The sequence below is a fragment of the Microcoleus sp. Pol12B4 genome (genome assembly GCF_036701385.1).
GTDB lineage: Bacteria > Cyanobacteriota > Cyanobacteriia > Cyanobacteriales > Microcoleaceae > Microcoleus.
The window spans coordinates 63,288-89,146 of sequence record NZ_JAUBQR010000002.1 but is presented as its reverse complement, the minus strand read 5'-3'; the positions used below and the strand labels follow the sequence as shown (position 1 = coordinate 89,146).

At 46.7% G+C, this 25,859-nt stretch carries 29 protein-coding genes; 16 read left to right on the top strand and 13 right to left on the bottom strand.

Going from position 1 to position 25,859, the window contains the following annotated elements; all coding sequences use genetic code 11:
- The 3 genes from QUA38_RS29235 to QUA38_RS01015 form a co-directional block, all read right to left on the bottom strand.
- Positions 1-170: DNA cytosine methyltransferase (locus tag QUA38_RS29235; protein WP_445305015.1), on the bottom strand; the 170-nt coding region annotated here is incomplete at its 3' end.
- Positions 171-218: 48 nt separating this feature from the next.
- Positions 219-557, bottom strand: coding sequence for a hypothetical protein (locus QUA38_RS01020; protein ID WP_333158412.1), 339 nt, complete (start codon positions 555-557; stop codon positions 219-221).
- A gap of 2 nt (positions 558-559) precedes the next feature.
- Positions 560-4,483: a toprim domain-containing protein gene (locus QUA38_RS01015; RefSeq protein ID WP_333158410.1), complete on the bottom strand. Its 3,924-nt coding sequence runs from the start codon at positions 4,481-4,483 to the stop codon at positions 560-562.
- A 193-nt stretch (positions 4,484-4,676) separates the two neighbouring features.
- Here QUA38_RS01015 and QUA38_RS01010 point away from each other — a divergent pair, with 193 nt between their 5' ends.
- Entirely contained in the window at positions 4,677-5,069 is a 393-nt protein-coding gene (locus tag QUA38_RS01010; RefSeq protein ID WP_333158408.1) for a hypothetical protein, read from the top strand.
- Positions 5,070-5,165: 96 nt separating this feature from the next.
- Here QUA38_RS01010 and QUA38_RS01005 read toward each other — a convergent pair whose 3' ends face one another.
- Positions 5,166-5,858, bottom strand: a complete 693-nt coding sequence (locus tag QUA38_RS01005) for an iron-containing redox enzyme family protein (protein ID WP_333158406.1) — start codon at positions 5,856-5,858, stop codon at positions 5,166-5,168.
- A 207-nt stretch (positions 5,859-6,065) separates the two neighbouring features.
- On the opposite strand from QUA38_RS01005, the gene QUA38_RS01000 reads away from it, so the two are divergent.
- The 11 genes from QUA38_RS01000 to QUA38_RS00950 all read left to right on the top strand — a co-directional run bounded on the left by QUA38_RS01000 (position 6,066) and on the right by QUA38_RS00950 (position 14,761).
- Positions 6,066-6,413, top strand: coding sequence for a hypothetical protein (locus tag QUA38_RS01000; protein WP_333158404.1), 348 nt, complete (start codon positions 6,066-6,068; stop codon positions 6,411-6,413).
- A 96-nt stretch (positions 6,414-6,509) separates the two neighbouring features.
- Positions 6,510-7,496: a GntR family transcriptional regulator gene (locus QUA38_RS00995; protein ID WP_333158402.1), complete on the top strand. Its 987-nt coding sequence runs from the start codon at positions 6,510-6,512 to the stop codon at positions 7,494-7,496.
- 63 nt (positions 7,497-7,559) lie between these two features.
- The gene (locus QUA38_RS00990; protein ID WP_333158400.1) at positions 7,560-8,117 is read left to right on the top strand and encodes a GIY-YIG nuclease family protein; all 558 of its coding nucleotides are present in this window, start codon (positions 7,560-7,562) and stop codon (positions 8,115-8,117) included.
- On the top strand, positions 8,090-8,269 hold the full coding sequence (locus QUA38_RS00985; protein WP_333158398.1) for a hypothetical protein: 180 nt from the start codon (positions 8,090-8,092) through the stop codon (positions 8,267-8,269). Before QUA38_RS00990 ends, QUA38_RS00985 begins: the two co-directional genes overlap by 28 nt.
- A gap of 404 nt (positions 8,270-8,673) precedes the next feature.
- Complete coding sequence (locus QUA38_RS00980; RefSeq protein WP_333158396.1) at positions 8,674-9,096, top strand: hypothetical protein; 423 nt, start codon at positions 8,674-8,676, stop codon at positions 9,094-9,096.
- A gap of 279 nt (positions 9,097-9,375) precedes the next feature.
- Entirely contained in the window at positions 9,376-9,951 is a 576-nt protein-coding gene (locus tag QUA38_RS00975) for a hypothetical protein (RefSeq protein WP_333158394.1), read from the top strand.
- A 232-nt stretch (positions 9,952-10,183) separates the two neighbouring features.
- Entirely contained in the window at positions 10,184-11,851 is a 1,668-nt protein-coding gene (locus tag QUA38_RS00970; protein ID WP_333158392.1) for a calcium-binding protein, read from the top strand.
- A gap of 631 nt (positions 11,852-12,482) precedes the next feature.
- A complete protein-coding gene (locus QUA38_RS00965; protein ID WP_333158390.1) occupies positions 12,483-13,085 on the top strand; it encodes an LppP/LprE family lipoprotein in 603 nt (200 codons plus the stop codon).
- Positions 13,086-13,185: 100 nt separating this feature from the next.
- The gene (locus QUA38_RS00960) at positions 13,186-13,512 is read left to right on the top strand and encodes a hypothetical protein (protein WP_333158388.1); all 327 of its coding nucleotides are present in this window, start codon (positions 13,186-13,188) and stop codon (positions 13,510-13,512) included.
- Positions 13,513-13,644: 132 nt separating this feature from the next.
- On the top strand, positions 13,645-14,007 hold the full coding sequence (locus QUA38_RS00955) for a hypothetical protein (RefSeq protein ID WP_333158385.1): 363 nt from the start codon (positions 13,645-13,647) through the stop codon (positions 14,005-14,007).
- Positions 14,008-14,218: 211 nt separating this feature from the next.
- Positions 14,219-14,761: a hypothetical protein gene (locus QUA38_RS00950; RefSeq protein WP_333158383.1), complete on the top strand. Its 543-nt coding sequence runs from the start codon at positions 14,219-14,221 to the stop codon at positions 14,759-14,761.
- Positions 14,762-15,018: 257 nt separating this feature from the next.
- Here QUA38_RS00950 and QUA38_RS00945 read toward each other — a convergent pair whose 3' ends face one another.
- The 3 genes from QUA38_RS00945 to QUA38_RS00935 form a co-directional block, all read right to left on the bottom strand.
- Entirely contained in the window at positions 15,019-16,488 is a 1,470-nt protein-coding gene (locus tag QUA38_RS00945; RefSeq protein WP_333158381.1) for a pentapeptide repeat-containing protein, read from the bottom strand.
- Positions 16,489-17,090: 602 nt separating this feature from the next.
- Complete coding sequence (locus QUA38_RS00940) at positions 17,091-17,459, bottom strand: hypothetical protein (RefSeq protein WP_333158379.1); 369 nt, start codon at positions 17,457-17,459, stop codon at positions 17,091-17,093.
- A gap of 20 nt (positions 17,460-17,479) precedes the next feature.
- On the bottom strand, positions 17,480-17,695 hold the full coding sequence (locus tag QUA38_RS00935) for a hypothetical protein (protein WP_333158377.1): 216 nt from the start codon (positions 17,693-17,695) through the stop codon (positions 17,480-17,482).
- Positions 17,696-17,876: 181 nt separating this feature from the next.
- Here QUA38_RS00935 and QUA38_RS00930 point away from each other — a divergent pair, with 181 nt between their 5' ends.
- On the top strand, positions 17,877-18,272 hold the full coding sequence (locus QUA38_RS00930) for a nuclease A inhibitor family protein (protein ID WP_333158375.1): 396 nt from the start codon (positions 17,877-17,879) through the stop codon (positions 18,270-18,272).
- 400 nt (positions 18,273-18,672) lie between these two features.
- Here QUA38_RS00930 and QUA38_RS00925 read toward each other — a convergent pair whose 3' ends face one another.
- From QUA38_RS00925 to QUA38_RS00905, 5 genes are all read right to left on the bottom strand, one after another.
- The gene (locus QUA38_RS00925) at positions 18,673-19,560 is read right to left on the bottom strand and encodes a DNA/RNA non-specific endonuclease (RefSeq protein ID WP_333158373.1); all 888 of its coding nucleotides are present in this window, start codon (positions 19,558-19,560) and stop codon (positions 18,673-18,675) included.
- Positions 19,561-19,720: 160 nt separating this feature from the next.
- On the bottom strand, positions 19,721-19,972 hold the full coding sequence (locus QUA38_RS00920) for a hypothetical protein (protein ID WP_333158371.1): 252 nt from the start codon (positions 19,970-19,972) through the stop codon (positions 19,721-19,723).
- Positions 19,969-20,559, bottom strand: a complete 591-nt coding sequence (locus QUA38_RS00915) for a ParA family protein (protein ID WP_333158369.1) — start codon at positions 20,557-20,559, stop codon at positions 19,969-19,971. The genes QUA38_RS00920 and QUA38_RS00915 overlap by 4 nt, the downstream gene beginning before the upstream one ends.
- Positions 20,560-20,771: 212 nt before the next feature.
- A complete protein-coding gene (locus tag QUA38_RS00910) occupies positions 20,772-21,257 on the bottom strand; it encodes a hypothetical protein (protein WP_333158367.1) in 486 nt (161 codons plus the stop codon).
- A 551-nt stretch (positions 21,258-21,808) separates the two neighbouring features.
- A complete protein-coding gene (locus QUA38_RS00905) occupies positions 21,809-22,558 on the bottom strand; it encodes an SDR family oxidoreductase (protein ID WP_333158365.1) in 750 nt (249 codons plus the stop codon).
- Between the two features lie 337 nt (positions 22,559-22,895).
- On the opposite strand from QUA38_RS00905, the gene QUA38_RS00900 reads away from it, so the two are divergent.
- The 3 genes from QUA38_RS00900 to QUA38_RS00890 all read left to right on the top strand — a co-directional run bounded on the left by QUA38_RS00900 (position 22,896) and on the right by QUA38_RS00890 (position 24,379).
- A complete protein-coding gene (locus tag QUA38_RS00900; RefSeq protein ID WP_333158363.1) occupies positions 22,896-23,213 on the top strand; it encodes a hypothetical protein in 318 nt (105 codons plus the stop codon).
- Entirely contained in the window at positions 23,210-23,584 is a 375-nt protein-coding gene (locus QUA38_RS00895) for a hypothetical protein (protein ID WP_333158362.1), read from the top strand. The genes QUA38_RS00900 and QUA38_RS00895 overlap by 4 nt, the downstream gene beginning before the upstream one ends.
- A gap of 579 nt (positions 23,585-24,163) precedes the next feature.
- Positions 24,164-24,379, top strand: a complete 216-nt coding sequence (locus QUA38_RS00890) for a hypothetical protein (protein ID WP_333158360.1) — start codon at positions 24,164-24,166, stop codon at positions 24,377-24,379.
- A gap of 686 nt (positions 24,380-25,065) precedes the next feature.
- Here QUA38_RS00890 and QUA38_RS00885 read toward each other — a convergent pair.
- Positions 25,066-25,824 (bottom strand): peptidylprolyl isomerase, encoded by a 759-nt coding sequence (locus QUA38_RS00885; RefSeq protein ID WP_333158358.1) that lies wholly within the window; start codon positions 25,822-25,824, stop codon positions 25,066-25,068.
- Positions 25,825-25,859 lie beyond the last annotated feature (35 nt).

The following is a 25,859-nucleotide window of genomic DNA, read 5'->3' as shown; positions in this document are numbered from 1 at the left end:
GCGCTAAAAGTTCGGATGTCGCTGTGAATCGGGATGTGGGGATAGTGCTGTCGGAGTACATATTGAGCATCCTCATCGATTTCTACAAACTGTTTAACGGTGAAACAATTTACGGCAGCAGCAGCTAACTCAAAACCACCTATGCCGCTGAAAAGTGAAAGCGTTCGCATCATGGGTTGTACTTCCTTTTTGTAAGAAAAGAAAACCACCAAATAAAATCAGGTTGTCGGCAAAGTCAGCAATCCCTTAGCATCCTGGATTCCCGCTTCTAAAGCTAAGTCTGGTGTATCGAATTCACCCTTGAACTCACCAAAAAGGGAAGCACTATAAGCCAACCGATAAGCGAACTTTTGAGAGTTAGTTGTTGTTGAGCGCCACACTTCGACATAGTGCCAGCCTTTCAATGGTTTGCTGAGCCAGAACTTATCCCGAAGAATTGGAGCCAAAAGTTGCTTTGCTTGCCATCGGTGGTTGCAGTTGTCGCAGCAAACCTCCAAACTATGGGGATGATGGCGATAAATATCAAGGGAAGCGCAATTCGGGCATTGTTTATTCATGATTAAAACCAATCCTCCGACTTGGGTGAAAATCTGCTTTGATGCTCTGAAGGCGGTTGAGCATCTGGTAATAAATTGAGTTGCTTGGGTTCAGAATTGGTGATTTCTAGTTCGGTATTTGTTACTGCCAAATCTTCAAGAGCTTCCGATTTCTCACTAGCTAATTCAAGTGCTTGGGCGTACACCGATGCTCCTAAGTCAAATAGCCCCGATTTATCGATTCTTTCCACCCAGTTACCAATACCTAACAAACACTGGCTCCATAAATCAAACTGTTGCCATTGATGGTTCAGGGCATCTACATCTAAAGCCAACCAAGTTTTTATTGCCTTCCTCCACTTCTCGATATCCTGGGGAATCCGCCTCTCAAACTCTTCCCTCAATCCCTTAAGCCGCTCTTTCACGGAGGGCGTCAGTGCAGCAAAGATTTCAGGGCGCTGGTGATTCGGTACACCCAATCCCTTCACCGCTTCATAGGTTGTGCCATCTCGGTTGGCTGCTTCCGAAAGCTTGGATACCCATTCATCAATGCTGAGCAAGCGATCGGGGTAATCAGGGTTGATGTGGGTACTTGAATCTGCCCTGATCACATCCTGGTTTCCTTGTGGCGTATGGGTTTGATTAGCACCTATCGGGGTGATCAGGGTAGACGATAACTCCTCACCTCTTTTCTTAAGGGGTGTGTCTTGTTGCGTAGGAACTACCCTCGCCCCTTCATTTTTTAAAGGAGTAGTACCCTGATCACCCTGATCACCTTGATCACTACCCTCAAACCCTTGAGTTTGTGTGGTATCTTTGCTGATCAAGGTAGACTGTATGGTGTCACCCCTCGTTGTACCCTGATCGCCTTGTTGATTAAAATCAGGTGTAAGAGGCTCCCTCTTTTGTTGTTCGTTCCATTCTTCAAAAGCTAATAAACCACCTTCAGAGCAGAGGAATTTGGCACATCGCCACTCTGGTTCAGGGGGTTGTGGGTTTGGTTTACCTTGGTAGCCGTTAGAAGCATCCTCAGTGAGTGAAACATCGACCATGACACCTGGTAATAGAGTCATGTGACTCCAGTGAGCAGGGTGTAACTCGCCATCTTGGCGGTGTCGGGGTACGTGGTGTTGGGGGATTACTGTTTTGAGGTGAGCTATGAACTTGCTCATGCCCCGGTTGTCTGAGTAACCATGCGCTTTGCAGTAAGCAATGAACCAACTATGGAGTTCGTGGTTTTGGATGGTGGAAGGAGCATCAGTCGGTCGCAAGCACAAATCAATGAAGCTGCGTATCGGGTCGCCGTAGGTAGCTGCATCAAGTTTGGCAAGGCGGATGCGGTTGTTTTTGGAAGGTTGCAGCAGCAGGCCATCGCGTTCGACTCTAGGCATTGCCAACGCCCAAGATACGATATCCGCTTTCACGGCAGAGAGTTTATGGCGCAAATAGGGGTCTTCTAATCCTTCCCGCCCTTTGGACAGCAGCGGCAAACACCGCCTATCCCAGCCATCGCCCGCATTCTCGATTTGGAGGTGGCCAACGGAAGCAGCAACAAAACGGCAGTTCCATTCTTTGGTGTATCCGCAGGATGAATAAAGGCTCCTCCCCGAAAGTTGACCGTTGTCTACCAATTCATAAAACGGACGAATCCCGGTGATGTAGCCCCCGGTGTCGGGAATGGTGTACAAAGATTTACCGGTCAGGTGTTGGTGCCGCGATTCGGGATTGCTCAATTCTGCAAAGTCCCCAGAGTGCGAATCCTCCAACCCAAAGATTTCGCCCCAGAGCCTGAGCAGAGTTCCCTTACCCGAACCCGAAGGCCCGATGATGTGAATAAACTTGCCGTAGGGTGCGGTAGGGTCGATGAGCATCGAAGTGTAAGCTCTCACTGCATCCAGTTGGTCTTCCCCAAAAGCGGAGGTGATGAAGTTCAGGAAAACATCGGGGCAGGGGCGATCGCGGACGTAATCCGATTCAATGGCCGAAGTGAGGTAGTGAGCGGGGTCGTGGGGCAGGAGTTCTCCCGTTCTCATATCCACGGTGCCGTTCTTAAATGCTCTAAAGTGCCGGTTGGGGGGAGGCTCTAGGTAAAGGCGCTTTAATGCGTACTTGAATGCGGAGTTGGTGCAGCTTTCACTGGAGAAAGGAAACGTTTCTTCCCATTCCCACTTACTCACTTGATGGAGTTTGAACACCTTTTCGCTGCACGTTGCAATCATGTGTTCGCAGCGCTTCTCGTCCTGCCGCTGCCACCACCCCGCCCCGGTGTATTGATACATGGCGCTGTTGATGGCTTTATAATTCGTTCCGAATACCTTCCTCACCGCAAAGTCGTCGAAAGTGCGTCCCCTGGTGTAGTAGTTGAAATCGAGGCCCAACTTGTCGCACAGGCTGCGGTAAAACGCATCTCGCTTGCGGTCTGGACACTTGGTTACTTGCTCTGAATAATCTTGATTGCCCGCACCCAATTCTTTACCAAATTCCAGCAACCAAGGGGGCGGGGAATTTCCCAGAGTTTCACCAATTGTCGGCCAATAGAATATGTTGAGCGCCGCTGCATCCTTAATATTGGTTGCCCATTTGGTCGCTTCTAGGAGCACTGCCTGTTTGTCAGCATCGGTGTTGCCCGACAAGCGAGCTATTTGTTGCGCTTTCCACCTCAAGCCGTGTTGAGCTTTTTCCAAGTGGGTGTGTTCCAACCAAGCATCGATGCCGTTGCGGCTAATGAATTTATCCGGGTCGCCGTCGCCGTCTTCACCCACCGGCAATCGGGGAGCTACGTAGGGTGCAATTCCTGCCAGCAGCAAAGATTTGATGCAGCTTTCGATACCCTTATCCCCCGCGCTATCCGGGTCTAGGCAAATCACCGCTCTCTCGATACCAGAACGCCGCAGCGACTGCACCTGTTCTCCCGATAAGCTAGCGGCTACACAAGCCACAACTCTCGTATCTCCCAATGCTTGAGCCACCGCTGCATCAGTAACACCTTCGACCACCACTACTTCTTTGTGACCTGCCGCCAAAGCTCGATCGAAGTAAAGCGGCGATTCCTTCGTTGCCAACCACGCCCCTTCCTCATCCTTGGGATTCCAGCAAGCATATTTCTTAGGCATGGTCGGTTCGACCCAAGGTTGCTCTATCTTTTGAGCTTCCGAGAGTTTTCCCCAAGCTCGATAAGCCGCATCTCTCTCGCCCTTCCACCCCCGGTGATGCTTTTTGAGGGGCAGGGGCTTGGTGGGACAGTGACCGTACACCGTAAGCGGTTGACCCAATGCCGTGTGCCAGGGAAAAGTAACGTATCCTTCCCACTTGCGGGTCAACACGCCCGCTTCTTCCGCAATTTCTAAGCTGTAATCTTGTGCTTTGAGCGCTGCTGCAACTTCATCCTTGCTCAGGTAGTAGCCCAACCCCAACTCGGCGATCGCTTCTCGGCTCATGCCCCTTTCCGCAATCAAGTGGTTGAGAGCGCCCGTCCCCGCCTCGCTCCACAGCCAATCCCGGCACTGAGCGTACACCGCAGCCAATATCCCCCGGCGCGCTTCCCACTTCGCCGCTACTTCGATTTCCCTGGGAGCGTGTTCGCGTTTGGGCAGCGTGACTCCCACCTTCGATGCTGCTTCCCGCAGCGCTTCTACCCAATCAATGCCCTTGGGATGCTCCCACCGGTTTACCTTGATGCTGTGGATGTAGGCAAGGGGGTCGCCTGCAAACTCGCACCCCGCATCGTAGAAGCGGAGAGTATCGGGCCACACGGCAAACGAAGTGCCCGACTTGCTTTTGCGAAACGGACTACCTCCCCGCCACTTCTGGGCGCTGCGCTGAAAAGCGTGCGAGGGATGGTCGTACACCAAATCGGCAGTGAGTCGGGGCAACACCTCCTGCTCCCAAAACCTCAACAAACTGCCATCTTTAGCGGGGGTGTTGCTGTTTTCCGAAGAATCTGTCATGATGGAATTCCTTATTAATAATTTTTGAGCCCTCTTCTTTTCAAAGAGGGTTTGTTTTTTTTGAACCCGTGTTCTTTTCTGCGTGACCGATGTGTTAACTTTGAGTTATCCTATGAGTCAATCGATTCGCCAATCATTGACAAATTATCCCCTCTGTCACCCATAGGCGACAGCTATGTAATAAATATTTACAATGACTGAACCCGTATCACCTTTATTGAGGTGGCTTTGTGAAGAACAGGCGGACATTCACGGCACAGATTTAGCTCAACTAAGCGGTATTGCGCGGCAGACTTGGAGCAAAGTGCGGCAGGGAAAGCAGGATCTCAGCAGCGACTTGCTGTGGCGGTGCATGGAGGTGATTGCCCGGTTGCGGCCGCGCAGCGAGTGCGCCCAGGTGGTTAGCATCATCACCTCTCAAAATGACTTGGAGAGGAAGAAAAGGGAGAGAGAAGAGCACCCGCTCTTAAGGATTGAACGTGCTCTGTCCGAATTAAAAGACGAGACTGAAGAAAACCAAGCCATGCTGTTAGTGGCAAGGCGCTTGAGAGAATCGAAGAACAAGGTTAGCGCGATCAATTTTTAGCGAAACCAACTTCAGGGGAGGCGCTGCGACACTGAAAATGGTGACGCTGCTTGATTCTCGCCACCATTATTAAGCTGCTTTTTCATCAGGCGCCCGCTACCTTCTTGCTGCCACCAATTGAGCGAGCGAAGGTGTTTCCTGATTGTCCTTGTCGGCGATACTACACCAAGAACTCAGCATCCGACCGTACAGCACGCTAGTTTCACAAGCAATGCGGCTGTACTCTTTTCCTAATGCGGAATCTTCATCGCACTGGGGGATGAGGTCAATTCCCATTGCCAAGTGTTCTTGATCGATTTCGCGGTGCACCGTCCAGTAGCGGTTTGTTTTGAGTCCCAAGCGCGCGAACGCGGGAATGACCGCCGAAAAGAAATCGAAACTCACGCCCTCGGAAATGAGATTCATGGCAATGACTTGATGCTCGTATGACTCCCGCAACACTGACCGGAAACAGTAGGCGCTCACCAACTGCGTTTCTAGGGTAGGAGCTGTGGAAGCCGGGTTTTCTCCCGGCTGTAAGAAATCGTGTTTGTGCATCCAATCGAGCAGCAGCGAGGCGTGGTCTACTTCTTCCGTGGCGTGGTGCGCGAAACATCGTTGATACCGAAAGTCCCGGCACATCGTATAGCGCATGGCGAGTGCTGCAGTAAAATCGCTCGATTGATAGTACAGTTGCCTGACCCAACCCCGAACATCATCGGGATGCTCTGCAGCGGTTAGCTGCTTGTAAAAAGACCCAGAAAGCAGGTTCTGGCGGTACTTGGCTCCCAAATCCAATAACCACTTCATTTTTGGAATCCTCTCTTTAGAAATTATGGCAATAAAATATGTGCTTACTATGGTATACCAGTATTATAATGCAAGTCAATCAGTATTTTTGCTGCAAACACGTATCAAAGGTGCGATAAAATGCGCTAAGCTAATTCATAAGCTAGACTCCTGGGTTTCTAACAATGGGGAGCGAGATAGTAGAGATTTGTTAGTTGAGAATTTCTGATGCTGTCAATTTCAGACCGACTACAACATCAACAGAATGCGGGCATATTAATAGTCAACAACCACCGGCAAATGGTAGGAGTCACTCCCAACTTGCTGAGAATTTGGAATTTACCCGAACTTATTGTCCGGTCGCTATCAGACCAACTCGCATTAGAGTTTGTATCCGAGCAATTTGATAACCCGCAATTGTTTCTCAAGGATATGACGGAAATTTACGAACAAACCAACCTAGAGATTAATGAAAAAGTTCAACTCCGGGACGGTCGCATCATCGAGCGTCATTCCCAACCCTTATGGTTTAATGGAGTGTATGTCGGTAGGTTATGGATGTTTCAACTAAATTAGTGCAACAACAGGTGGCAGGGAATTATTAGCCATACTCTCTATTCTAGTAGTGGCTCTTAATGAGTAAAGTATAAATTAATAATATGAGAAAGAACTATGCCCACTTGTATGACAGACCCGGTTTTATCCCTCATTGTTGTGGATACGGCTTCGCCTATCACCATTGGCGCTCAAATCAGCGAACAAATTAAGTTATTGATTGCGCGGGGGAATCTCAAACCCAATCAACAGTTACCATCAATTATCCAGTTAGCTAAATACTTAGGAGTGAATCACACCACGGTAGCACAGGTGTATAACGAATTGATTGCTCTGGGATATTTTGTAGGCAACCGAGGTAAAAAAACGGTTATTGCCGATTCTCCCCTCACCAGACAGATGGTTGCCCGTAAAACCTTCTACGACTTGCTCAGTCAAGCCTTTCATTCAGCATCTCAATACGGGTTAACCGCATCAGAGTTTTCAGCAGCAGCTTACGCTCAAGCCGTGTTGGTGGATCGCCATCAAATCAATGTAGCATTCGTGAACTTCTACCCCGATACTATCAATATCCGTGCTTGTCTGGAAGCAGCAACAGGATTAGCTCTGGTATCGATTCCTTGGACGCAGTTACAAGCTCAAGAACCATCAGTATTAGAACAACTATTATCAGCAGATTTAATAGTAACAACCATCAAAAACCTGTGGGATGTTGCTCAGATAGCCGACCCCAATAAGGAAGTAATAGGCATTGAAGTGCAACCCGATATGCACTTATTGACTCATATTTCATCGCTTCCCCGCAATGCCAAGCTATTGTTTGTATGCGTGGAACAAAGCAGCAGCGAAGCAATGAAGCACATTGTCGAATATAACGTGCATCACGTAGAATCAAAAGCCGTTACCCTAGAATGCGTTCAAAACAATGTGGCCGGACTTCAAGGATTTGATTTAGTGGTATGTTCGAGCCAAGTGGAGAATCAGTTAAGTACATACATTCCCAAAACTCTGAAATCTATGACTTTTAGTATCGGTATCGACCAGGTAAACTTACTCGTACTCCAAGCTCGTTTGGCTGCGGTGGAGACGGAAAAGTTAATGTAGCAGCAGCTTTCTCAACTATAATTTTCATCACCGCCACGCTCGCCCAACTAATCTTTTGAATCCGTGCAGCAACTCGAACTATTCCCGGACTTTCAACCCAAACCCAGCTATGCTAAATCTCCTCAACTAACGATGAGTGGTGAGGCTCTAGAGAGCTGGAAACAGCGCATCCTTGACTACCAAAAATCTGAAAGTGCGCCACAACAACCGCGACAGGGAAGTCTATTCGAGCTCCCACCAAACCCCTGTGACCCCAACAACATAAACCCATTTGCCCTACAATTGCACAATCTCTCATTTTGTGAGAAACCGGATTGGGGCGATCGTACTTGCCTCTACTTCGTTATCGACAACGAACTCCCCTTGCTGCTGTATGTAGGAGAAACAGAGCGTACCCCCAAACAAAGATGGATGAGCCACGATTGTCATAGCTACATTGGCAACTACATTGAACTGCATCGGCGTTATTCCTTGGATGTGGCTGTAGCCATAGCTTTTTGGTACGGAGCGCCGAGCAATCGGAAACAGCGGTTACAGTTAGAATCGGAGCTTATCTACAAATGGCGATCGCCTTTCAACAAAGAATGCTGGCAGTGGTGGGGACAACCGTTCGGGAAGTAAAACTGCTGCAATTTGGTATTTTAAAGTTAGAAACCATAGAGGAACAATCAGCCATCCCCGAATCAAATATGGATCGATTTGAATTTCAGCTAGCAATGCTGCAAAAAGGAGCAGAGGAATTAGAGAAAAAAATAGCTAACTTCACTAGGTAGTAAAACTTTAGTCATTTATCACATGACATGGGAGAGATTAAGGTTCTCCCCCTTCACTTTCACTTGGAGCGGATTGACCCGTGCAAGGCTCGAACTACGCAGCTCCCTCTCCCATTTCTAATTGTTGAACTAACCTTTTGGGGGGAATTACTATCGGCGTTTAATTAAAGACTATGAGGTGTTACCAGAGATGAGTCAAGCCATGATTTATGGAGCAATGATTCACCTGATGTTGTGGCGGTTAGGAAAATTAAGAGAGCCAACTTAACCATTGTTTAGAGACAGATTTTTAACGCTCGACCCGAAACCTGGCTAACCCCCAGACTATAAGAATTACTCGTTCATAGTTATTGGGTCTGAGTCGGAACCTCTCTTGAGCAATGCGAAATATCTTGAATGCTACTATGACACTCAGTTTATGGAACCTTCTGCATGATGGAACGATTGCCAAGATTGCAGCACCTCGACACGATACGCGACTCCTCATTATTGAAATTGAGTATCTCCGTCATATGTTTAGCAAAAATGGAAACGCAATTATTGTACAACTGGATAGGTGTGATATTTTCGAGTATCAGAATTTTACCGATGAGGAATGGACTCAAGAATTGTTGACGATTGCTACCTATGAACCGGAAATTCTGTCAGCCACACAAAATCAAAACAACATCCTTACAATAAGATGCGTTGCAGGGCTGGTGCAAACACGGTACCAAAGCTTCACTCTTACTCTCGATAATGGATATCCCATAACCATTGAAAATCTTAAAAATGCACATCAACGCTACTGGGAAGCATTCGGTAACAAAAATACCGTTATGGAATAGCAGCCTTTAGAGTTCCTACACCATCTCCGCATCCTCTAGGGCCCGTTTCTTTGCTTATTCTTTCTTTGAAAAGCTGCTCAATCCCCTAAAGCCATAAAGCTGCCAAAAACAGGAAATGCTATTATAAAAACCGGATATAGGTAAATGCGAGCGAAAGGTATCAGTAACAGTTCGACATTGTTCCAATTCACAGAGATTGTTAAATAACTAAACAGTCCTTGAAAAAAGCGCGATTTCTAGTTGTTTGCATAAGCCCTCTAGAGCATTTCGAGAAAATTTATGAAAAACATTGTTTATCGATCGTCATTCTTGTGTAGCTTAGGACTTCTCACCTTTGTGGCACTAACGGGAATACTCTCCCCAGCTAGCAGTAGCAGCCAGCTTTCCCCATCAGTTGATCAAAATCAAGTTTCACGTAAACCTGCTTCCAGTACAAAGCAATACAAGAATTCGACGTATGGTGTTAGCTTGAACTACCCCAGCAATTGGCGACCTACCAAGGGCTATGAAGAACGCTTCAGTGCTGCTGATGGATTTTTCCAGATAATGGGGTTGTCGTCACCGTCGCCGTCAACGATTCAAAAAGTTTGTAATGATGCACTGAATCATAGACTAAATCCCTATGGTACTCGTCCCCAGGTGCAGAGTTTACAAATCCAGGGTCGCCCAGCCTGTTTAATTTTGCCTTCCTCCGATCAAGACCCGGCTATGGAAAGAATAGCAACGCTCATTGTCCGCTATCCCACACCAATTCGCCTGAATGGGGCAAACTACAATCACCTCATTTTGTCGGCTAACAAGGAACACATTCGCCAGATTACTAACGGGCTAAGATTTACAATGCCAAGGCGATAGTATAGCAACAGCCAAAGCGGTTAGGGCATAAAGTGTAAATAGCTCCAATTGCGGTGCGATCGCAGGGAATCTCTCAAGTGGTACCCTTAAATATCAATACTTGGGATAGTTTTTGATTACCCGCCGTAAAATAAGGGTTTCTAGGCTCCAAGGCAATCGAGCTACCAATGGAAAACCGAGGGTTTCAGACTACGAAATAAAAACAGTTCGGACTATTGAACTATCAGGGTTTATGAATATTACTCGCGTCTCTGTTGACTCAGCAGGCAATCAGGGCAATCAAAGCTCAATTTTCCTTGGCTCTCCTTCCATTTCGCCCGACGGGCGGTTTGTGGCGTTTGTATCTGCAGCTTCCAACCTAGTGCCGGGGGACACTAATGCTAGCGACGATATCTTTGTGCGCGATACGCTAGCCAATACCACCATTCGCGTCTCGGTGGACTCAGCAGGCAATCAGGGGAACATGGATTCGTCCACCGCCTCCATCTCAGCCGGCGGGCGGTTTGTGGCGTTTTATTCTAAAGCTACAAACCTCGTGCCAAAGGACACTAACGCTGACTCTGATGTCTTTGTGCGGGATATGTTAGCCAATACCACCACTCGCGTGTCTGTAGACTCAGTAGGTAATCAGGCGGACGACCTATCCCTGGGCGCCTCTATCTCAGCCGACGGGCGGTTTGTGGCATTTCTATCTTTTGCTTCCAACCTCGTACCGGGAGACACGAACAATAACAGCGACATCTTTGTGCGGGACTTGTTAACCAATACAATTACCCGAGTCTCCGTGGACTCAGCAGGTAATCAGGCGAACAGCGATTCCTTATACTTTTCCATCTCAGCCGACGGGCGGTTTGTGGCGTTTCATTCTAGTGCTTCCAACCTCGTGCCGGGGGACACTAACAATAGAAGCGACATCTTCGTGCGCGACACGCTAGCCAATACCACCACCCGCGTATCTGTAGATTCAGCAGGCAATCAGGCAAACGGTACCTCCGACACTCTCTCCATGTCAGCAGACGGAAGGTTTGTGGCATTTTCTTCTTTTGCCACAAACCTAGTGCCGGGGGGCACTAACAATACAAACGATATCTTCGTGCGCGACACGCTTGCGAATACCACTGCCCGCATCTCAGTTGACTCAGCAGGCAATCAGGCGAACGGTACCTTCGGACCCAATATCTCCATCTCGCCCGACGGGAGGTTTGTAGCGTTTGAGTCTACTGCCTCCAACCTCGTGCCGGGGGACACTAACAATGACCGAGACATCTTCGTGCGGGACTTGTTGACGAATACTACCACCCGCGTATCTGTAGACTCAGCAGGCAACCAGGGGAACAACGGGTCCTTCGCTCCCTCCATCTCTGCAAATGGGCGGAGAGTAGCATTTGATTCTGCTGCCTCCAACTTCGTGCCGGGCGATACTAACAATATCCCCGATGTCTTTGTTTTTGACATGGGTAACACTCCAGACAATAACTCTCCTGATAACAACCTCAACGGCACCAACGGCAACGACATCCTGACTGGCACCAACGGCAACGATATCATCAACGGTTTGCGGGGCAACGACAACCTGTCTGGCGGGGGTGGCAACGACAACCTGTCTGGCGGCAAAGGTTTTGACACCCTCAACAGCGGTTTGGGAAACGATATTCTCGTTGGCGGCGCGGGCAACGATGTATTTGTTTTAGGTGCGGGATTGGGAGTTGATACAATCTCTGATTTCACCAACTCTCAAGATACTATGCAATTAATCAATGGCTTGACTTTCGGACAGCTAGCAATTTCGCCGGGAACTGACCGCACATTAGTTACAGTAGCCAGCAGTGGTCAAGTTTTAGCTTCTTTGATAGGTGTTGCTCCCAATCTCATCGGTTCTGAAGATTTCATCTCGGTCTAAAGATAGTAAAGTGGTCATTGGTGAAATCACTTTTACCCAGGTAACAGCATTAAAATTGCCAAACAATTCTTGGCATTAATAGGCACAGATATCGCAGTTTTTTAACCTACTTTTACCGCTAATTCACAAGAAAGCAACAACTAATTCACAAGAAAGCAACAGCTAATTTACAAGAGAGCAACAGCGAATTGAGCAAACTTCAATTTTTCTGAGAAGCCCAAAAATGATTGTTGCCGAGTGAGAAATAGTTTCTGTGATCTGCAACAACCCCGCCAATCTGTTTTGTCCGAACCTCCGCCGCCCCTTTTACTCGCGTTAGAGCGTGTAATCGAACAGTTTTTGATATTCGGCTTTAAACAGGTTCACTGCTAACACTTGTGAGAGAACAGGTGTTGATGATGGATAATAATGTCACCTTTCATAAAAGTGATCGAGTTGAGGAATTGATTCAAAGTGTAGTGTGTAGATTGTTGTATTTACTGCCCTACTCTCCTGATATGAACAGATTATATTGCTTTTTATTCAAATTTTACCGTATAGCCACTAATTTGATAAACTGAGGACAGCCAACCCTGGGGAATTTCGCTCCTTGTAAATTTAGAAACCGCCACTTAAACTACAAAATAATTAAATGAAAACTCAAACACTTGCACTTGGTTTAGCGCTGGCACTTAATCCATTAGCCGCCACTACAGCAGTTTCGAGTCGCCCGCCTAGCGCTTTCTGGCTGGAACAGAGGCCTCGACCGAATTGGAATACTCCCGCAGCATCAATTCCCACAGCTACTAACCTTACCCCCCCAAATACAGTCCACTGCAAGCAGCAAATCCCCAATCCTTCAACTCCAGAAGAACGAGCCGTGAAAGCAGCAGGGTGGGTTGTATTTAAGGTACGGGGCGAGACTCAAAGTGCGGGAGGTGTAGTACTGGTGAGAGGGCAGACTAGCTACGATGGAATGTGTCGCCCTATGGGATACCAGCAATTTGTTTTCGTTAACGGCGTATTTGCGGGAACAATTGCTCCCAATGTAATGCACAGCAGATTCGATGGCGCTTTAATTCAAACGAATATCGAAACTCCTCCTCGCTTGAAGGCTCTGTTTTCTCGCTACACCCCGCGAGATGGCCTCTGCTGTCCTTCTCGAACTAGCGAAGTAACATATCGAATTGATGTTATTAACAACCAACCACTCGTCGTACCGATGACGGTCATAACCTACGATAACCCTGAGTAAAGGGAGCACTTGCAACTCTAAATAGTAAAATCTAGCATCCACCCAATCGTGTTATTCAGTTACCTGCAACTACCAATTAATTCAAATAGAGGAAACAAATATGAGTTACGGCGGTGATGAAGATAATTATATTTTGGCTCGTCTTGAAGTTGCCACAACTGTATCCGAGGTTTTAGATGTATTGCAGCAGTGGTATAGCGGGGGCAATTATGATGGAACTGGCGCTCAGATATTGACAAAACTGGGCGATATCGGTCATGGCGACTTAGCTGCTATCGCAGCACTCTCCAAAAGCTCGATGGGTAACATTGCAAAAACACGTTATGCAGCTCAAAATGCTCTAGCGAGTTTAGCTCAAAAAGGAGATTTACTAGCGAGTGAAGCGCTAGATAAATCTCTAGCCTATTGGAAACAACAAAAATCTTGACCTGTAATCCCAATCGATCGAACTTCCAAGTTTGACCACCAAAAACCAGGATTTAGTACAGCTAAGATTAAGCTTTATCTTTGAGTTCCTGCACCATCGCATACTAAGAAGTATACGCATTTCTACCGACCAATGAAAAAGTACCTCAACCTCGCCACCGCCCTCATCGCATCGCTCAAGCCCAAATCCAAAACACCCATAATCGACACCTACAATGAATCCACGCTTAACCAAGACGAGCAGCAAGCTCTCATGGAATGGCTCTTTGCTAGTTTGATGGGCGCTGGCTACTTCAGTAAAGCTCACCTCATCTGGGATGATGGCAAAGACAGAGAGCGGGAGATATTCACGGCATTGATGAGAAACGAGCCGATATTCCTGTACCGCCAAGGAGTGCGACCTACCCTAACGGTTGAAGGATATGGCTGGCGGTTGATTGGCGAACATCCGAGTTTGAGGGTGTATGAGTTGGTGGTGGAAGTTGAAGGAAATTGAGGGCGATCGATAGCGTATGTGTAGTACCTCAACCATTACCTCAATTACTTTGATGGAAACCTCATCTTTTTTTCTGGAGCAGTACGAAGTGCAACTCCTATTGCTGTTGATTTCTCAATGCCAACCTCTTTCCCAATAAATATTTTTGGTCGGGAAATTTCTGTATACTGCAAGTAGGTGTTCGCTAAATCTCTTTCTTTATGCAGATAAAATGCTCCAACTCAGAATTAGTTTAACCGTGTTTGGTGTGTGGTTGTTTTTATTGACTACCAATACTTATTCAATAGCCCAGCAAAAACCAAAATGGCTCAAAATAATTACAGATAAAGACCAAATAGCCAATTATTTAGACATTGCCTCCCTGAGCTCCAGTAAACCGCAAAAGTTTTATACTTCTGCAAGGATATTCCCCCAAGTAGCGGTCAATAATAGCGAAATGCCTCTACGCCGTCCTTATCACGGAGAAAGATGCCCTTGCCCTTACGATTTTGCTATTAATGAATCGCGCTGTGGCGGTCGTGCCAGTGGTAAAACTACTTGTTTTGCACCTAAAGGAGCTTTTTCGTTATTAATTTTAAATTCTGTAAACTGTGAAACCAAAGTCCGTAGTATATTGAACATTGACATCTATGATAAAAACAACAAGCAAATTACAACCTATTCCCCAGACACTCTAACAGGTGGTGCATATCCCGTAGCTGTAAAAGTTAGTGACCCAGCAGAGCTGAGTGTTATTAAAGCGGTTTGTAAATAAGATGCGCTAGAACGGATGACACGGAACAACTTGGACAGAAAGTAAACTCTATCCAAGTTTTTGTAGCAATTAACTGGCAGTTCATCACTCCAGCCTTTTACCAGTGCTAGATGACTTATTTGAGTTTCAAAGCTCTATTTTGCACGCTTATCAGCAATCTTTCAGCAGTTTGTTGAATGGCATCATCGGGATAGACATCCTGAATATCCATGAGCCGGATAGCGATATCTTCCACTATGCCTGCAAATACTGCAACGTTATGCAGGCAACCCCAATCCCTTCAAAATCATGGGCAATAACTTGGTGCACGCCTCTACAATACTGGCAGTCTGGGGCAAACTGCTCAATGTTGCCTCAAACATCTTTTTCGCTTTCCGTGTCAGCCCTTCTTTTTTAGCAGGTTCCTCTGTTTGCTTAGCTTCTGCTAAAGCTTGCACCTGCTCTAATAAATCCGCTTTGTCGGGGTCGGATAGATCGGAGTCATTTTCGATCGCTTGTTGGAGTTGTGTGAGGAGTTCTTTGATGTTGGGTTCATTGGTTTCCGAGGACTCGGGCAACTGATTGAGAGTGTTGGTCACGTTGCCGCTAATCGTGCCCAAATTAACGACTCCATCACCGCCAACTAACCCGCTGATGTCTCCAATGCTGCCGCCGCCCGAACGAATGTTGATTCCCTTATTCTGAGCCATTACTACTTCTCCTTTAATGATTTGAATTGTTTCTGCTTGAATCTTAGATTGATGTGTACCTGTCTGAATAAACTGCTCAATTGTATCCTTAAGTGTACGGATTTCACCATCTTGTTCGGCCAGTTTTAGCTGAACGGCAAGCGGCAATTCTTTTTTGATTCGAGCGTAATCTCTAAAATACTGATGACTTAACTCTGATTTGTCGGCTCCTGGTGCAGTTGTAAACCTGAGATTCAAGCCATTGTTGCCCCGCCGTTCGATCGCCACAAACCGTAGCTCTTGCTCTGGATGGTTGGTGGATAAGTTTTTAAGTGCAATGGATATAGCGCGAGGGTCAATATCCTGACTGTGGTACAAATCTAGAGTATCCACGTAGGGTTTAATGAAATCTGCAAACTCTCCCTGAGCAAAGGTTTCCCCCCAGTTATCCGGTTTCCGCAATCGGTTGGGATTATCTTTGGTTTCCAGGCGCATGAATACATAGTCGCATTGCACGTCCTCTAGTTTGGTGCTACCTGTTATCCCCCAATCTTCGATACAAGCTCCCGTGAGAATTGCTCCCGTCATATCTGTACCGTCGAGTTGCGCTTGCTTCAGGATAGCTCTGGACAAATCAGCATTCCGTAAGTTAGCGCTGTTGAGGTTTGTTCCAATAAAACTGGCATCTTGTAGATTTGCCCTTTGCAGATTCACCCCTTCCAAATTCAAGCCATCAAAGTTTTGATTTCGTCCGTCAAGCGTGACGACCAGTTGCCGAATTTTGGGATTTGCCAGGTAGGTATTGTCGAGACGAGCATACTTCAGTTCTTTAACTTGATAGAATCGAGTACGAGTAAGGTTAGCTTCTCGGAAGTCGCAAAACTTAAGGGTTCCACCAGTAAAGTCTGCATCAGTTAAATTGGCTTCCTTAAAGCAATTTCCTCCTTTTGTAACTATTGCTATTACTGCTTGCAGCCTCCAGAGAAAACCGGGACTGCAAGTGAGTGCTTTCCAGCTAAGATAGCAGGGAATTGCAATAGTTACAATTACGATCGGCATTACTTTGGTTATGGGTACACTTATAATAGTTACTGCAAGCATCGGGAGAAATGTACTTACAGTAGCTATCACAATAGAGGCTAGTGAAACTCTCAATAAAATTAGCGATAAAGTGGCTATCTCTATACTTATTGAAACTAATACTATGGCTCCAGAACCTAAAAAGAAAGGAACACTTATGTCAAGGCTATTCGTTGGGGAAGGCAGAGTGATCGATAATAATAGAAGTGGCAGCAAGGCTCCTATACCTATAATAGTTCCCAGAACAAAGTTTTTTCGTATACTACTAAATAATGCGATACTTAAAGAAAGTAAAACTGAAACCCCATAAGGTAATGAAGATTTCGTCAACAATCCCGTTGCTAGTAAGCTCCCTGCTCCTAGGAAACAACCAGCTAAGCTAGCTAACATTAGTGTCGCAAAAAGCAAGAAAACTTGCCAGCCCACTTTAATTCCAAAATTAACCTTATGGAACTTTGATTTTTCAAGGTTTATCCTAGTAAAATCTATTCCTTGTAAAACAGCAAAATCAAAACAGGTTCCTGCCCACCCTACATCATGTGGCCGTTGCATTTCTTAAATAATGATAAGCTACTGAATTATCAGCCTACTTCACTACACTTTTTGTCACAGTCAGGATGACCGTTTCTCCAGCAATTAACTAGGCATACTAATTGAGGAATAGCGTCATCGGGGCGGTCTGGTATATCAAATACTCCTGGTGGAATAATTCTTTTAATATTAATTCCTTCCGACGTACTTGAAGAGTCTACCACCTCAAACTGAAAGTTTTTGATTGCATTATTATCTATTGGATTTAAGGTGTTATCTGAAACTTTGTCAAAAAGAGAATCAGATAATTGGGTCGTAGTTATTCTAAAGCTAATGAGTGACTCGATCCATTTTGTTGTAAGCTGTTTTTGCTCGTTAGAGAGATTGTCCCATCCCGGACATAAAATCTTTGCTGTCATACTGCTAGCTCCTCTAATTTTCATGGTAAAGAATAATAGGAGTAAATCAGACGCTTTATCAGCCCTGAAGTTACTGCACTCGCAACTGGTGAACGAACCTGACGAATTCCACTTTCTTTGAGGCTATCCGTCGTTCGCGCTACCTCGTCAAACGCCACCTGAGCCATCGCATCATCGTGCTTCGACAAGTCTGGTAAAACTCCAGCATACATCCAAGCTGGACCAATTCTACTCATGTACTAGAGCTTGGTTGCCACATCAGGATGGTTTTAGAATTGCTAGAATACTCAACCCTACAGACAGCGATGGTTTACACTTGTGTAAGATTATCCAGCCAGCGTTGATGGATGCGTTCGCCAACTCAACCAATTCTTAAAATCTCTAACTTGCCTTGTTTTCAGCTAATCAACCGCCACTATGACCGACTCGATCGCCACCCAACTCCAACAAGCTTCCGAGGGCTTACTCTTCGCAAGCGAAACCGATGCCCCCTTCGAGGTCATTCATTGGCCGGCACAGGGAGAGCTAACCCCGCCGAAACTCTTGCAACTCACCGAACATTCACCCGATGCTTCAGTCGAAGTAGTAACAGTCGATGAGTTCTTTGATGCCGCCACCCAAGAAGAAGATTGGCACGATGAAGAAGAACGGGAAACAGTGAAGCGGTTTCAGAACTTGGTCAGCGTGTTGAAGCAGAACCTATCGCAGTTGCAAGTTTACCGAGTGGGCAGCATTGAGATTGATGCGTACATCGTCGGGGTGACGGACGGTGGCGGAGTGGCGGGGCTGTCTACGAAACTGGTCGAGACTTGATCGCAACAGACAGGGTGAACTATGATTGTTTGTTAACCATTGAGTTACATAAGAACCATAATTAGAGCCAGGAACAGACGTTGTAATATGAGCACGATCGGCACAGTATTTAGTTGGCTTGCTTCTCTTTACTGTTTGGTTGTAATAGGAATTTTATTATTTTTCTCTTACACAGAGGGCAAGCCATTCCAGATGGGCATTATAGCTACCTTTATTATGTTCCTAATTGTTTTTCCTCCCATCTGGTCTTACCTAGACAGAAAATATAATTTTAGGGTTAACTGGCTAATCAAGTTTATTCTATTCATCCTTTCTTACGGATTCCTAATGGCAAATATTAATGCAGTTGGTTAAAAGTCTCACGCAAAAAAGTATACTTGATAAAAGTTGTATCCCTTCTTTACTGACTGTCCACTTTGCTTTCAATCACCTGCTGAACCTGGGGCGACAGATTAGATAAGAAGTTCAGCCCTGTTTCCTTCTCAACTCTCGCCACGGAAACTCGAAAGCTTCTCCATCCCGAACCTTTGACGCTGGCATCGTTGGGCATTATCACAGCGATCGTCCTGGTATTTGCGTCAATTCCCTGCATCCCCAATCCTTGTCGGTCTAATACAACGATAACTTTCCAATTTCTAGCCGGTACTGCAATCTTCTCCTTCCTGCCGATGCTGCCTTTCCTTCCCACGGGCCCCGCAATGATGTAAAGTTCCTTGCCCTGTGCCACCAACTCGCGACAATATTCTTCCAAATCACCCCACACGCCTCTGTTAACTTCTGGTACTTGAGGCATCATGTTGGTCATCAGAAATGTGCTGCTGTTATCCGCTTCGTTGCGGGTGCGATCGGCACTGGGTGCAATGTGTCCCCGGTCATAGCCACTTCCGGTGTAATCTGTTGGTCGCACTTTGTACCAAGTCGTGGGGAGGGCATCATCGGGGCGGAAATTGTCCTGGCGATCTGCTGCTCCAATCCAAGAGCGGTTCAGTTGCCACGAAACCCAGTTAGCGGTCTTAGTTTTGCTGTTGTAGGAAAGCACGTACTGGGGCTTCACCATCAGGTAGTTGTCGATGTTGCTGGCAACACTGGGAGCTGCATTGCTGGGATTGCCCAGGAGCAAATTGCGGTTGTTGGTTGCCGAAGCGATCGGTGGCTGCGTTGTGGGTTTCTGCACTCTTGGTTTAGGAGAAACTCGCGGCAGTGAAGATGGTGGGGCTGATGTCAGATTGCAGCCAGCCATCATCCCCAAAATCAGAGCGATCGCCCCCAACTGCCATATTTTCTTCATGCTGCACCGCTCCCTTATGAGTCCAGTGCCAGCTTACCAACATACGCACCCAACAGTACACGGACTCAAGAATGCAGCGATTGACGGAAAAGGTAACTGCTGCAAATAAGAGAAAAAAGTCGCAACATTCAAACATTCAAATATTCAAATGTTCAAATGTTCAAACATTTTTGTTTGCACTAAGTTGCTGGAGGTATTGAGCGACGGACTTTTCAACCAGCTCGCTGATTTCTTCACCTGACTGTGCGGCAGCAGATTTGAGGTCGCGGTGCATTTGTTTGGGCAGATAAACAGTAGCCCTGACAAAGTTGGGGTCTTTGCTTTTGGGTAACGCGGGAGCGGGTGCAGGGGCGATATCAGGTTCGCCAGGTTTGAGTTTCTTTGCCTTTAACAAATCATCAAAGCGGCTCATGGCAATATCTCCTTGCCGACAGCGGCATAACAACCCCAAGCAGCTTTGGCGTAGGCATCTTTAACAGCACTTACAGGAACCCCGGCGAGCGCTGCTTTTTGAAATACTGCTAGCCGCCTGACCTCAGCTTTAAATATCGGTAACTGGGCTTTCTCGATTGTTCTGCGAGACTCCATCCCGACTTTGCTAGGAGCGGGTGGGATGAGGGTGAGCAAAATGCGGTAATTCGAGTTTAGGGAATGCAAAGCTTCCACCATTTGCAGCATCGCGGTGAGGGCCATCGCATCGGGAGAACTCGGCAAAATCAGCAAGTCACAACCTTCAGCTACAGTTTTGAGTTCGTCGGGGTCTGGTCGGGCAGGCGTGTCTATCACGATGTGCTCGTAATCCCTGGCATATCGCACGCCTTGCTTTTCATCCACCACTTTGAACGGGAGAGAACCCCGCGCACCCCAATCCAAAGCACTGCGGTTAAGGTCGCCGTCTACCAAAAGCGTGGGCGCTTTGGTTTGCAGGTAAGCTGCCAAGTGTAGTGCTGTAGTTGTCTTTCCGACTCCGCCCTTGAATGAGGCGATTGTCACGATCATAGGTTTATCGATACGTTGATTAACTCAACTTTATCCTTTAATCATCTAAATGTCTAGACATTTGAATGGTTGAACGTTTAAGATGATGCCGTATTGAGCGAGTTATAGGGCGGGTTGGCTCGGCTAATTAACGATAACAACGTAGCGCTCGGTTGTAGGCGATGAGAGGCGGTGGATCTTCCCACAAATCAAAGTAGCTACATCGTTCTACCTCAATCTGGATTCGGATGGTAAAAGTTGCCCTTTTTGTGCCATGCTCTTGAACCAGGATCTCGCTGTTTGCTCCATTCAACAAAGGAAGTGCTGCCTTTAGCAGCAGCACTTTCAATAGTTTCGGCACTTACTCCCAACCGTTTTGCTAGGTCAGCAGCTTTCAGGGGGCGCAGTGTTATTTGGGGCTGTTCTGCTCCAAAGTTTTTGGGAGAAGTTTTATTGAATTGGCGTTGAATTTCTGCTGTTTCCAAAGCTGCGACTCGCCCATGTAAATCGGCAATTTCCGATCGCAGTTGGGCGAAAGTTTCCCTGGTTTCGGAAGCTACCGTTTCGGCCGAGAGCGCTGGAACTGCTTCAAAGAATTGCTTGATGATTTTGGCGAGCGCGGCACTTTCCGTTAGAGATTGCTCTACCATGTAGTCGCGCAACTTTTGGTGGTAGTCGGGTGGCAAATAGCCCACAATTCTGATGTTCTTGGTTGCCATTGGCTCTGGTTCGGGATGGAAAAGATGCTGACCGGAGTATGCCGTTACTGTGCTTTAAAGGCATACTGTAAGCGGCGCTATTTTTTCTAAGGTATGCCTGTGTGTGCTACTATAGCACAATCAATTCTTAGTATGGGTTTTAACGGTTGTCATGCGTCATATCTACTACTTTGAACGGCAAGGAACCCCGCGCTGCCCAATCCAACGCACTGCGGTTGAGGTCGCCATTTACCAACAAAGCGGGCGCTTTGGTCTGCAAGTAAGCCGCCAAATGCAGCGCTGTGGTAGTCTTCCCGACTCCGCCTTGAATGAGGCGACGGTCACAATCATAGGTAAGCCTGTTGAGTTCATCACCTAAATTTTACATTTCAAACATCTGAATGTCTAGATGATTGAATGTTTAGATGATTAAAATCTAGAAAAAGCTATCTATATTTTCTAGGCTCAGGAGCTTAGCCAGAGCGATCGAATCCTTTTCTCAATTTTCCAGTACGTTTGCACTTTCAAAGAGGTAGCCCGCTTGGAAAATTACCGGCCACTTTTAGACCGCTTCAAATCTGTCCCATACCGCCATCAACAAACAGCTCGATGCCGTTGACAAAGCTGCTGTCGTCACAGGCGAGAAAGACAACAGCTTTGGCAATCTCATCGGGCGTGCCGACTCTTCCCAGAGGGATGGCGCTGACAAAGCCGGCTATGAATTCCTGTCTCTGCTCATCACTCAGTCCCAGGAGATTGTGAGCAGGAGTAGGAACCACGCCCGGACTAATGACGTTTACCCGGATTTTGCGCTCTTTGAGATCGAGAATCCAATTACGAGCAAACGAGCGCACGGCGGCTTTGGTAGCGCTGTAAACACTGAAGGCTGGGGTGCCTACCGTCGTACTCTGAGAGGCGTTCAGGATGATGGAAGCGCCCAGAGGCAACAGAGGCAGTGACTTCTGCACGGTGAACAGCAGACCTTTGACGTTAGTGTTGAACATTTTGTCAAAGTGTTCTTCAGTGATCGATCCGAGGGGGACGAGTTCTCCACCGCCGGCATTGGCGAAGACGACATCGAGGTGTCTTTGCTCGTGAAAGATCGTGGCGAATAGGCGATCGAGGTCTGCCAGATTAGAGACATCGCCCTGAACACCCCTGACGTTTTCACCAATCTCTTTGACGGCAGCATCCAGTTCAGTTTGACGACGACCTGTGATAAAGACATACGCTCCTTCGGCGACAAAGCGCTTAGCAGTCGCAAGACCGATGCCGCTAGTGCCGCCGGTGACAAGAGCGACTTTTCCTTCTAGTTTTTTCATTTCGGATGATGAACCCTGTGGTTGTTGAGTTTGAAAGAGCCGTCGGAAACAGCTCCTGGAAAATTGGATTTGCCCTGGTAGCAACTAGATGGATTGTAGAAGCTTCAAATGCTTGGATAGAAAGCTGTAGGAGCTTGGTCAAAAACGAATTCGAGAACTTTCGGCCATGCCACTGCAAAACTTAATGTGTGTTTCACCCGACTGATGTTCATTCCTGTAACTGCATGAATAGATCCCAAATAAGTGCTGTAGAACCTATGAGAGATTTTTTTAGCGAGCTTGGTTGAGCAGCAGATCGTCCCCAAAACCTCTTTTTGGGAGTTCAGTTTAAACCCACTTGCTCGCTGGATTGCGATCGCCGTTTAGCATTAATCTTATCAAACAAGTTCAATTGGTAAGACAAGAACCCACAAAAGCGTTGATGTTCCTGGGCCGTGCGGTGAAGGGGACAAAGCTCAAAACAGAAGCAATGGAATTGTTGGGAAAACTTGCCCGCACCATCAAAGTGCTCAACTCAGTCGTTCATCAAAAACAAGTGATTGCTGATTCTTCGGGGCAAGCAGCTACGGTGTGGGATTGGGGCGGTCAACCTGGCAAAGATTCTGGTAAAGAGTACAGCCGATTGTTTAAGGAAATCATGGGAGCGCTGAAATGAGTACCAAGAAACGCAAACCACTCGGCAGCGCGATGGAAGAATTTGTTTTTGGTACACAGGAAACTGCATCGTCAACACCACCAGAACTTGTATCGCCAGCACCAACGCCCACAGCATCGGTAACACCAGAAACTGCATTGCCCGCAACACCACCGGAAGCATCGGCACCAAAAACAGTTCCCATTCAATCAAAGGAGCCTAGCCTGATGAGCAAACTGCAAGCACCCGATAAAGAAGCGATGGTCAGGTTTACCGTGGATATGTCCGAAACTCTGCACCGTAAACTGTCGATGTTGGCAGCAAAGACAGGGCGCAAGAAAGTGGATATTGTGCGGATGCTGTTGGAAGAGGGGTTAAAAGAAGAGGCGTAGGTAAGGATTCTCTTGATATTGGGCGCTCGCTGTACTGGGTACTGGGAGGGTGGCGATCTCTTTTTCATGCTAGCAGGACTTAAACAACAAGTCTTAAGGCAAAACAAAGCTCTCCTTGCCTTTATATGCAGCTTGGACGGCTATATTTTCTTGCGGCCAGCGCACAAGCTGTGCGTGAGTCAATAAAAGAGAGGGGCAAGATCCCTTGCATCAGATTCAATATTTGGGGCGATCTTATGAGTCTATAACCCTGTCAATAATCCACTATCTTTTTTGAGGTTCAGAGGCTTCAAGACTTTGACTATCAAGGCTCCAGAAGCGTTGCACCTCGTCAACTTTTCGGCGACAAAGGTGAATTGTTAAGTTAACCAGCAGTATCCCTCTCGCTGGCTTCGATGGGGATGCTCACAATACCCTCTGAACGATCGCTCATAATGGAAATGAAAGCGAGCAAAGTTTATTGTCGTTGAATTTGGACAAGCGCTCGTATTTAGCAAGAACAGCAGTCCTAGCCCGTGTCGGTGTAATGCTTTTGCTTCGCTCCAATTTATTAAAGCTATCAAAGTCAAGGAGATTGACATGGAATGTCCAGGGTGCAAAGGACTCAAAATCGTTCACGTCCGAGCTGTTCCGGGTGTCCACCAGCAATATGATGTGGAATGCCCCGTTTGCGATGGAAATGGAGAGCTTCCAAGCTCCGCCGTACTCCCGAACCATTGCCCCGCGTGTGGCGAACCTGTCCACGCTGGGGAGATGTGGTGCGATCGCCATAAACCAGCAGAGCAACTTGAGTAAGTATTGAACCTAGATAAGTCTCAATAGAGAAGGCTTACAGCCAATTCCAGGTGTATAAAGTACAGCAGCAGCAGGTTATAAACCTATTTTTTAGTGCTTATAATTGACCAAACAAGCAGGCATATACCAAGGAAAATATTACCCCTTTACCGTGGATATCTCTGAATCTCTACACCGTAAACTGTCGCTGGCAGCCAGGACGGGGCGCAAGAAAGTGGATATCGTGCGGATGTTGCTAGAGGATGGATTGAAAGAGGTTGAGGGATAAGGATTCTTTGGATATTGATGGCGATCGCTGTACTCGGAAGGTGGCGATCGCTTTTTCATGCTACCGAATGTTTCCCTCCTTTTACAACAAATTAGCATTTGTCTCGAAGGAACCCAGATTAAGAACTTTTAGGTTTGTCAAAAATTTTAAGATTGAACCTGGTGCTTTTGAACTGGTTGGGAATGAGAGAATGAATATCTGTGGATATGAACTCTGCCAGAACGGAATTAGTTGTATGGATGAGAAAATTTAGCGATACATTCAATCTTTTCCTCATGTTGATAGTTGAGAAATCATGCCCAATTCTTCTGAGTGATCGCACTGTTTGACTCATTCCAAAAGAGTGCTCACCCCTGTCCACCCCAAAAAGTGATCGCATTTCTAGCTGATTTGACAAAGGCAATCGCTTTCTAATTCATCACTCAACGTGCATCTTGATAGTCATTTTCTGCGCTTTTTCTTGCAACCATTGATCAAACAGTTGTTCTTGCAATTGCTGCTTCAGCGAACCCTCCAAAAATACTGGGAGAAATTGCTCGACTCGGAGTAAGGTATAACGCCCGTCAATTTCCAGTGGTCCGATTAACTCCCCAGGGGTAGCAGTAGCAACAGACTCTCGGATCAGTTCGGGAATTTGACCTAGACTAATTGGGCCCATTATGCCTTTTACCAGGCGATCGTCGGTGAGAGAATGCTCTTGCGCTAAGGATTCAAATCGGTTGCTGTCTTCGAGAATTTGACTTCTGAGACTCAGGGCAAAATCTTTAGCAGCAACGACGATACGCGAGAGAATAATTTGGTCGAGTAAGGCTTTATTAGCCTTGAAGTATTCCTCTAGTTTTGGTGCTGTCACCTCTGCTTTGAGCTTTTCTATTTTCAATCTAGCGATAATCTGATGACGAAACTCTGCATAGCTAATGCCTTGAGCCTTGAGCCATTCCTGAAAACGCTCTGGATCATTGAGTTGATTCTCAAACCGGAAGTCGATGACAGCCTGTTCGATGATGGTAGAGTCAATCTCTAGTTTTTCCTGGGTTTGCAGTTCTGTTTCCAGGATATGCTGGCGGATGATTTTGAGGAGAAATGGTTGGAGATCGCCAGTAGCACGAAGATAAGCTAAAGCTTGAGTAATTGAGATGGGTTGATTGTCGATGCTCAAAAAAGGTTTAAAGTTCATTTTGTATGTTCGGTTGAGATTGGTTATATAAAAAA

What these genes read in the sequence shown, in the direction of transcription:
- QUA38_RS01020 (WP_333158412.1), bottom strand. Translation starts at nt 557, where the DNA reads ATGAATAAACAATGCCCGAATTGCGCTTCCCTTGATATTTATCGCCAT.
- QUA38_RS01015 (WP_333158410.1), bottom strand. Translation starts at nt 4,483, where the DNA reads ATGACAGATTCTTCGGAAAACAGCAACACCCCCGCTAAAGATGGCAGT.
- QUA38_RS01010 (WP_333158408.1), top strand. Translation starts at nt 4,677, where the DNA reads ATGACTGAACCCGTATCACCTTTATTGAGGTGGCTTTGTGAAGAACAG.
- QUA38_RS01005 (WP_333158406.1), bottom strand. Translation starts at nt 5,858, where the DNA reads ATGAAGTGGTTATTGGATTTGGGAGCCAAGTACCGCCAGAACCTGCTT.
- QUA38_RS01000 (WP_333158404.1), top strand. Translation starts at nt 6,066, where the DNA reads ATGCTGTCAATTTCAGACCGACTACAACATCAACAGAATGCGGGCATA.
- QUA38_RS00995 (WP_333158402.1), top strand. Translation starts at nt 6,510, where the DNA reads ATGCCCACTTGTATGACAGACCCGGTTTTATCCCTCATTGTTGTGGAT.
- QUA38_RS00980 (WP_333158396.1), top strand. Translation starts at nt 8,674, where the DNA reads ATGACACTCAGTTTATGGAACCTTCTGCATGATGGAACGATTGCCAAG.
- QUA38_RS00975 (WP_333158394.1), top strand. Translation starts at nt 9,376, where the DNA reads ATGAAAAACATTGTTTATCGATCGTCATTCTTGTGTAGCTTAGGACTT.
- QUA38_RS00970 (WP_333158392.1), top strand. Translation starts at nt 10,184, where the DNA reads ATGAATATTACTCGCGTCTCTGTTGACTCAGCAGGCAATCAGGGCAAT.
- QUA38_RS00965 (WP_333158390.1), top strand. Translation starts at nt 12,483, where the DNA reads ATGAAAACTCAAACACTTGCACTTGGTTTAGCGCTGGCACTTAATCCA.
- QUA38_RS00960 (WP_333158388.1), top strand. Translation starts at nt 13,186, where the DNA reads ATGAGTTACGGCGGTGATGAAGATAATTATATTTTGGCTCGTCTTGAA.
- QUA38_RS00955 (WP_333158385.1), top strand. Translation starts at nt 13,645, where the DNA reads ATGAAAAAGTACCTCAACCTCGCCACCGCCCTCATCGCATCGCTCAAG.
- QUA38_RS00950 (WP_333158383.1), top strand. Translation starts at nt 14,219, where the DNA reads ATGCTCCAACTCAGAATTAGTTTAACCGTGTTTGGTGTGTGGTTGTTT.
- QUA38_RS00945 (WP_333158381.1), bottom strand. Translation starts at nt 16,488, where the DNA reads ATGCCGATCGTAATTGTAACTATTGCAATTCCCTGCTATCTTAGCTGG.
- QUA38_RS00940 (WP_333158379.1), bottom strand. Translation starts at nt 17,459, where the DNA reads ATGACAGCAAAGATTTTATGTCCGGGATGGGACAATCTCTCTAACGAG.
- QUA38_RS00935 (WP_333158377.1), bottom strand. Translation starts at nt 17,695, where the DNA reads ATGAGTAGAATTGGTCCAGCTTGGATGTATGCTGGAGTTTTACCAGAC.
- QUA38_RS00930 (WP_333158375.1), top strand. Translation starts at nt 17,877, where the DNA reads ATGACCGACTCGATCGCCACCCAACTCCAACAAGCTTCCGAGGGCTTA.
- QUA38_RS00925 (WP_333158373.1), bottom strand. Translation starts at nt 19,560, where the DNA reads ATGAAGAAAATATGGCAGTTGGGGGCGATCGCTCTGATTTTGGGGATG.
- QUA38_RS00920 (WP_333158371.1), bottom strand. Translation starts at nt 19,972, where the DNA reads ATGAGCCGCTTTGATGATTTGTTAAAGGCAAAGAAACTCAAACCTGGC.
- QUA38_RS00915 (WP_333158369.1), bottom strand. Translation starts at nt 20,559, where the DNA reads ATGATCGTGACAATCGCCTCATTCAAGGGCGGAGTCGGAAAGACAACT.
- QUA38_RS00910 (WP_333158367.1), bottom strand. Translation starts at nt 21,257, where the DNA reads ATGGCAACCAAGAACATCAGAATTGTGGGCTATTTGCCACCCGACTAC.
- QUA38_RS00905 (WP_333158365.1), bottom strand. Translation starts at nt 22,558, where the DNA reads ATGAAAAAACTAGAAGGAAAAGTCGCTCTTGTCACCGGCGGCACTAGC.
- QUA38_RS00895 (WP_333158362.1), top strand. Translation starts at nt 23,210, where the DNA reads ATGAGTACCAAGAAACGCAAACCACTCGGCAGCGCGATGGAAGAATTT.
- QUA38_RS00890 (WP_333158360.1), top strand. Translation starts at nt 24,164, where the DNA reads ATGGAATGTCCAGGGTGCAAAGGACTCAAAATCGTTCACGTCCGAGCT.
- QUA38_RS00885 (WP_333158358.1), bottom strand. Translation starts at nt 25,824, where the DNA reads ATGAACTTTAAACCTTTTTTGAGCATCGACAATCAACCCATCTCAATT.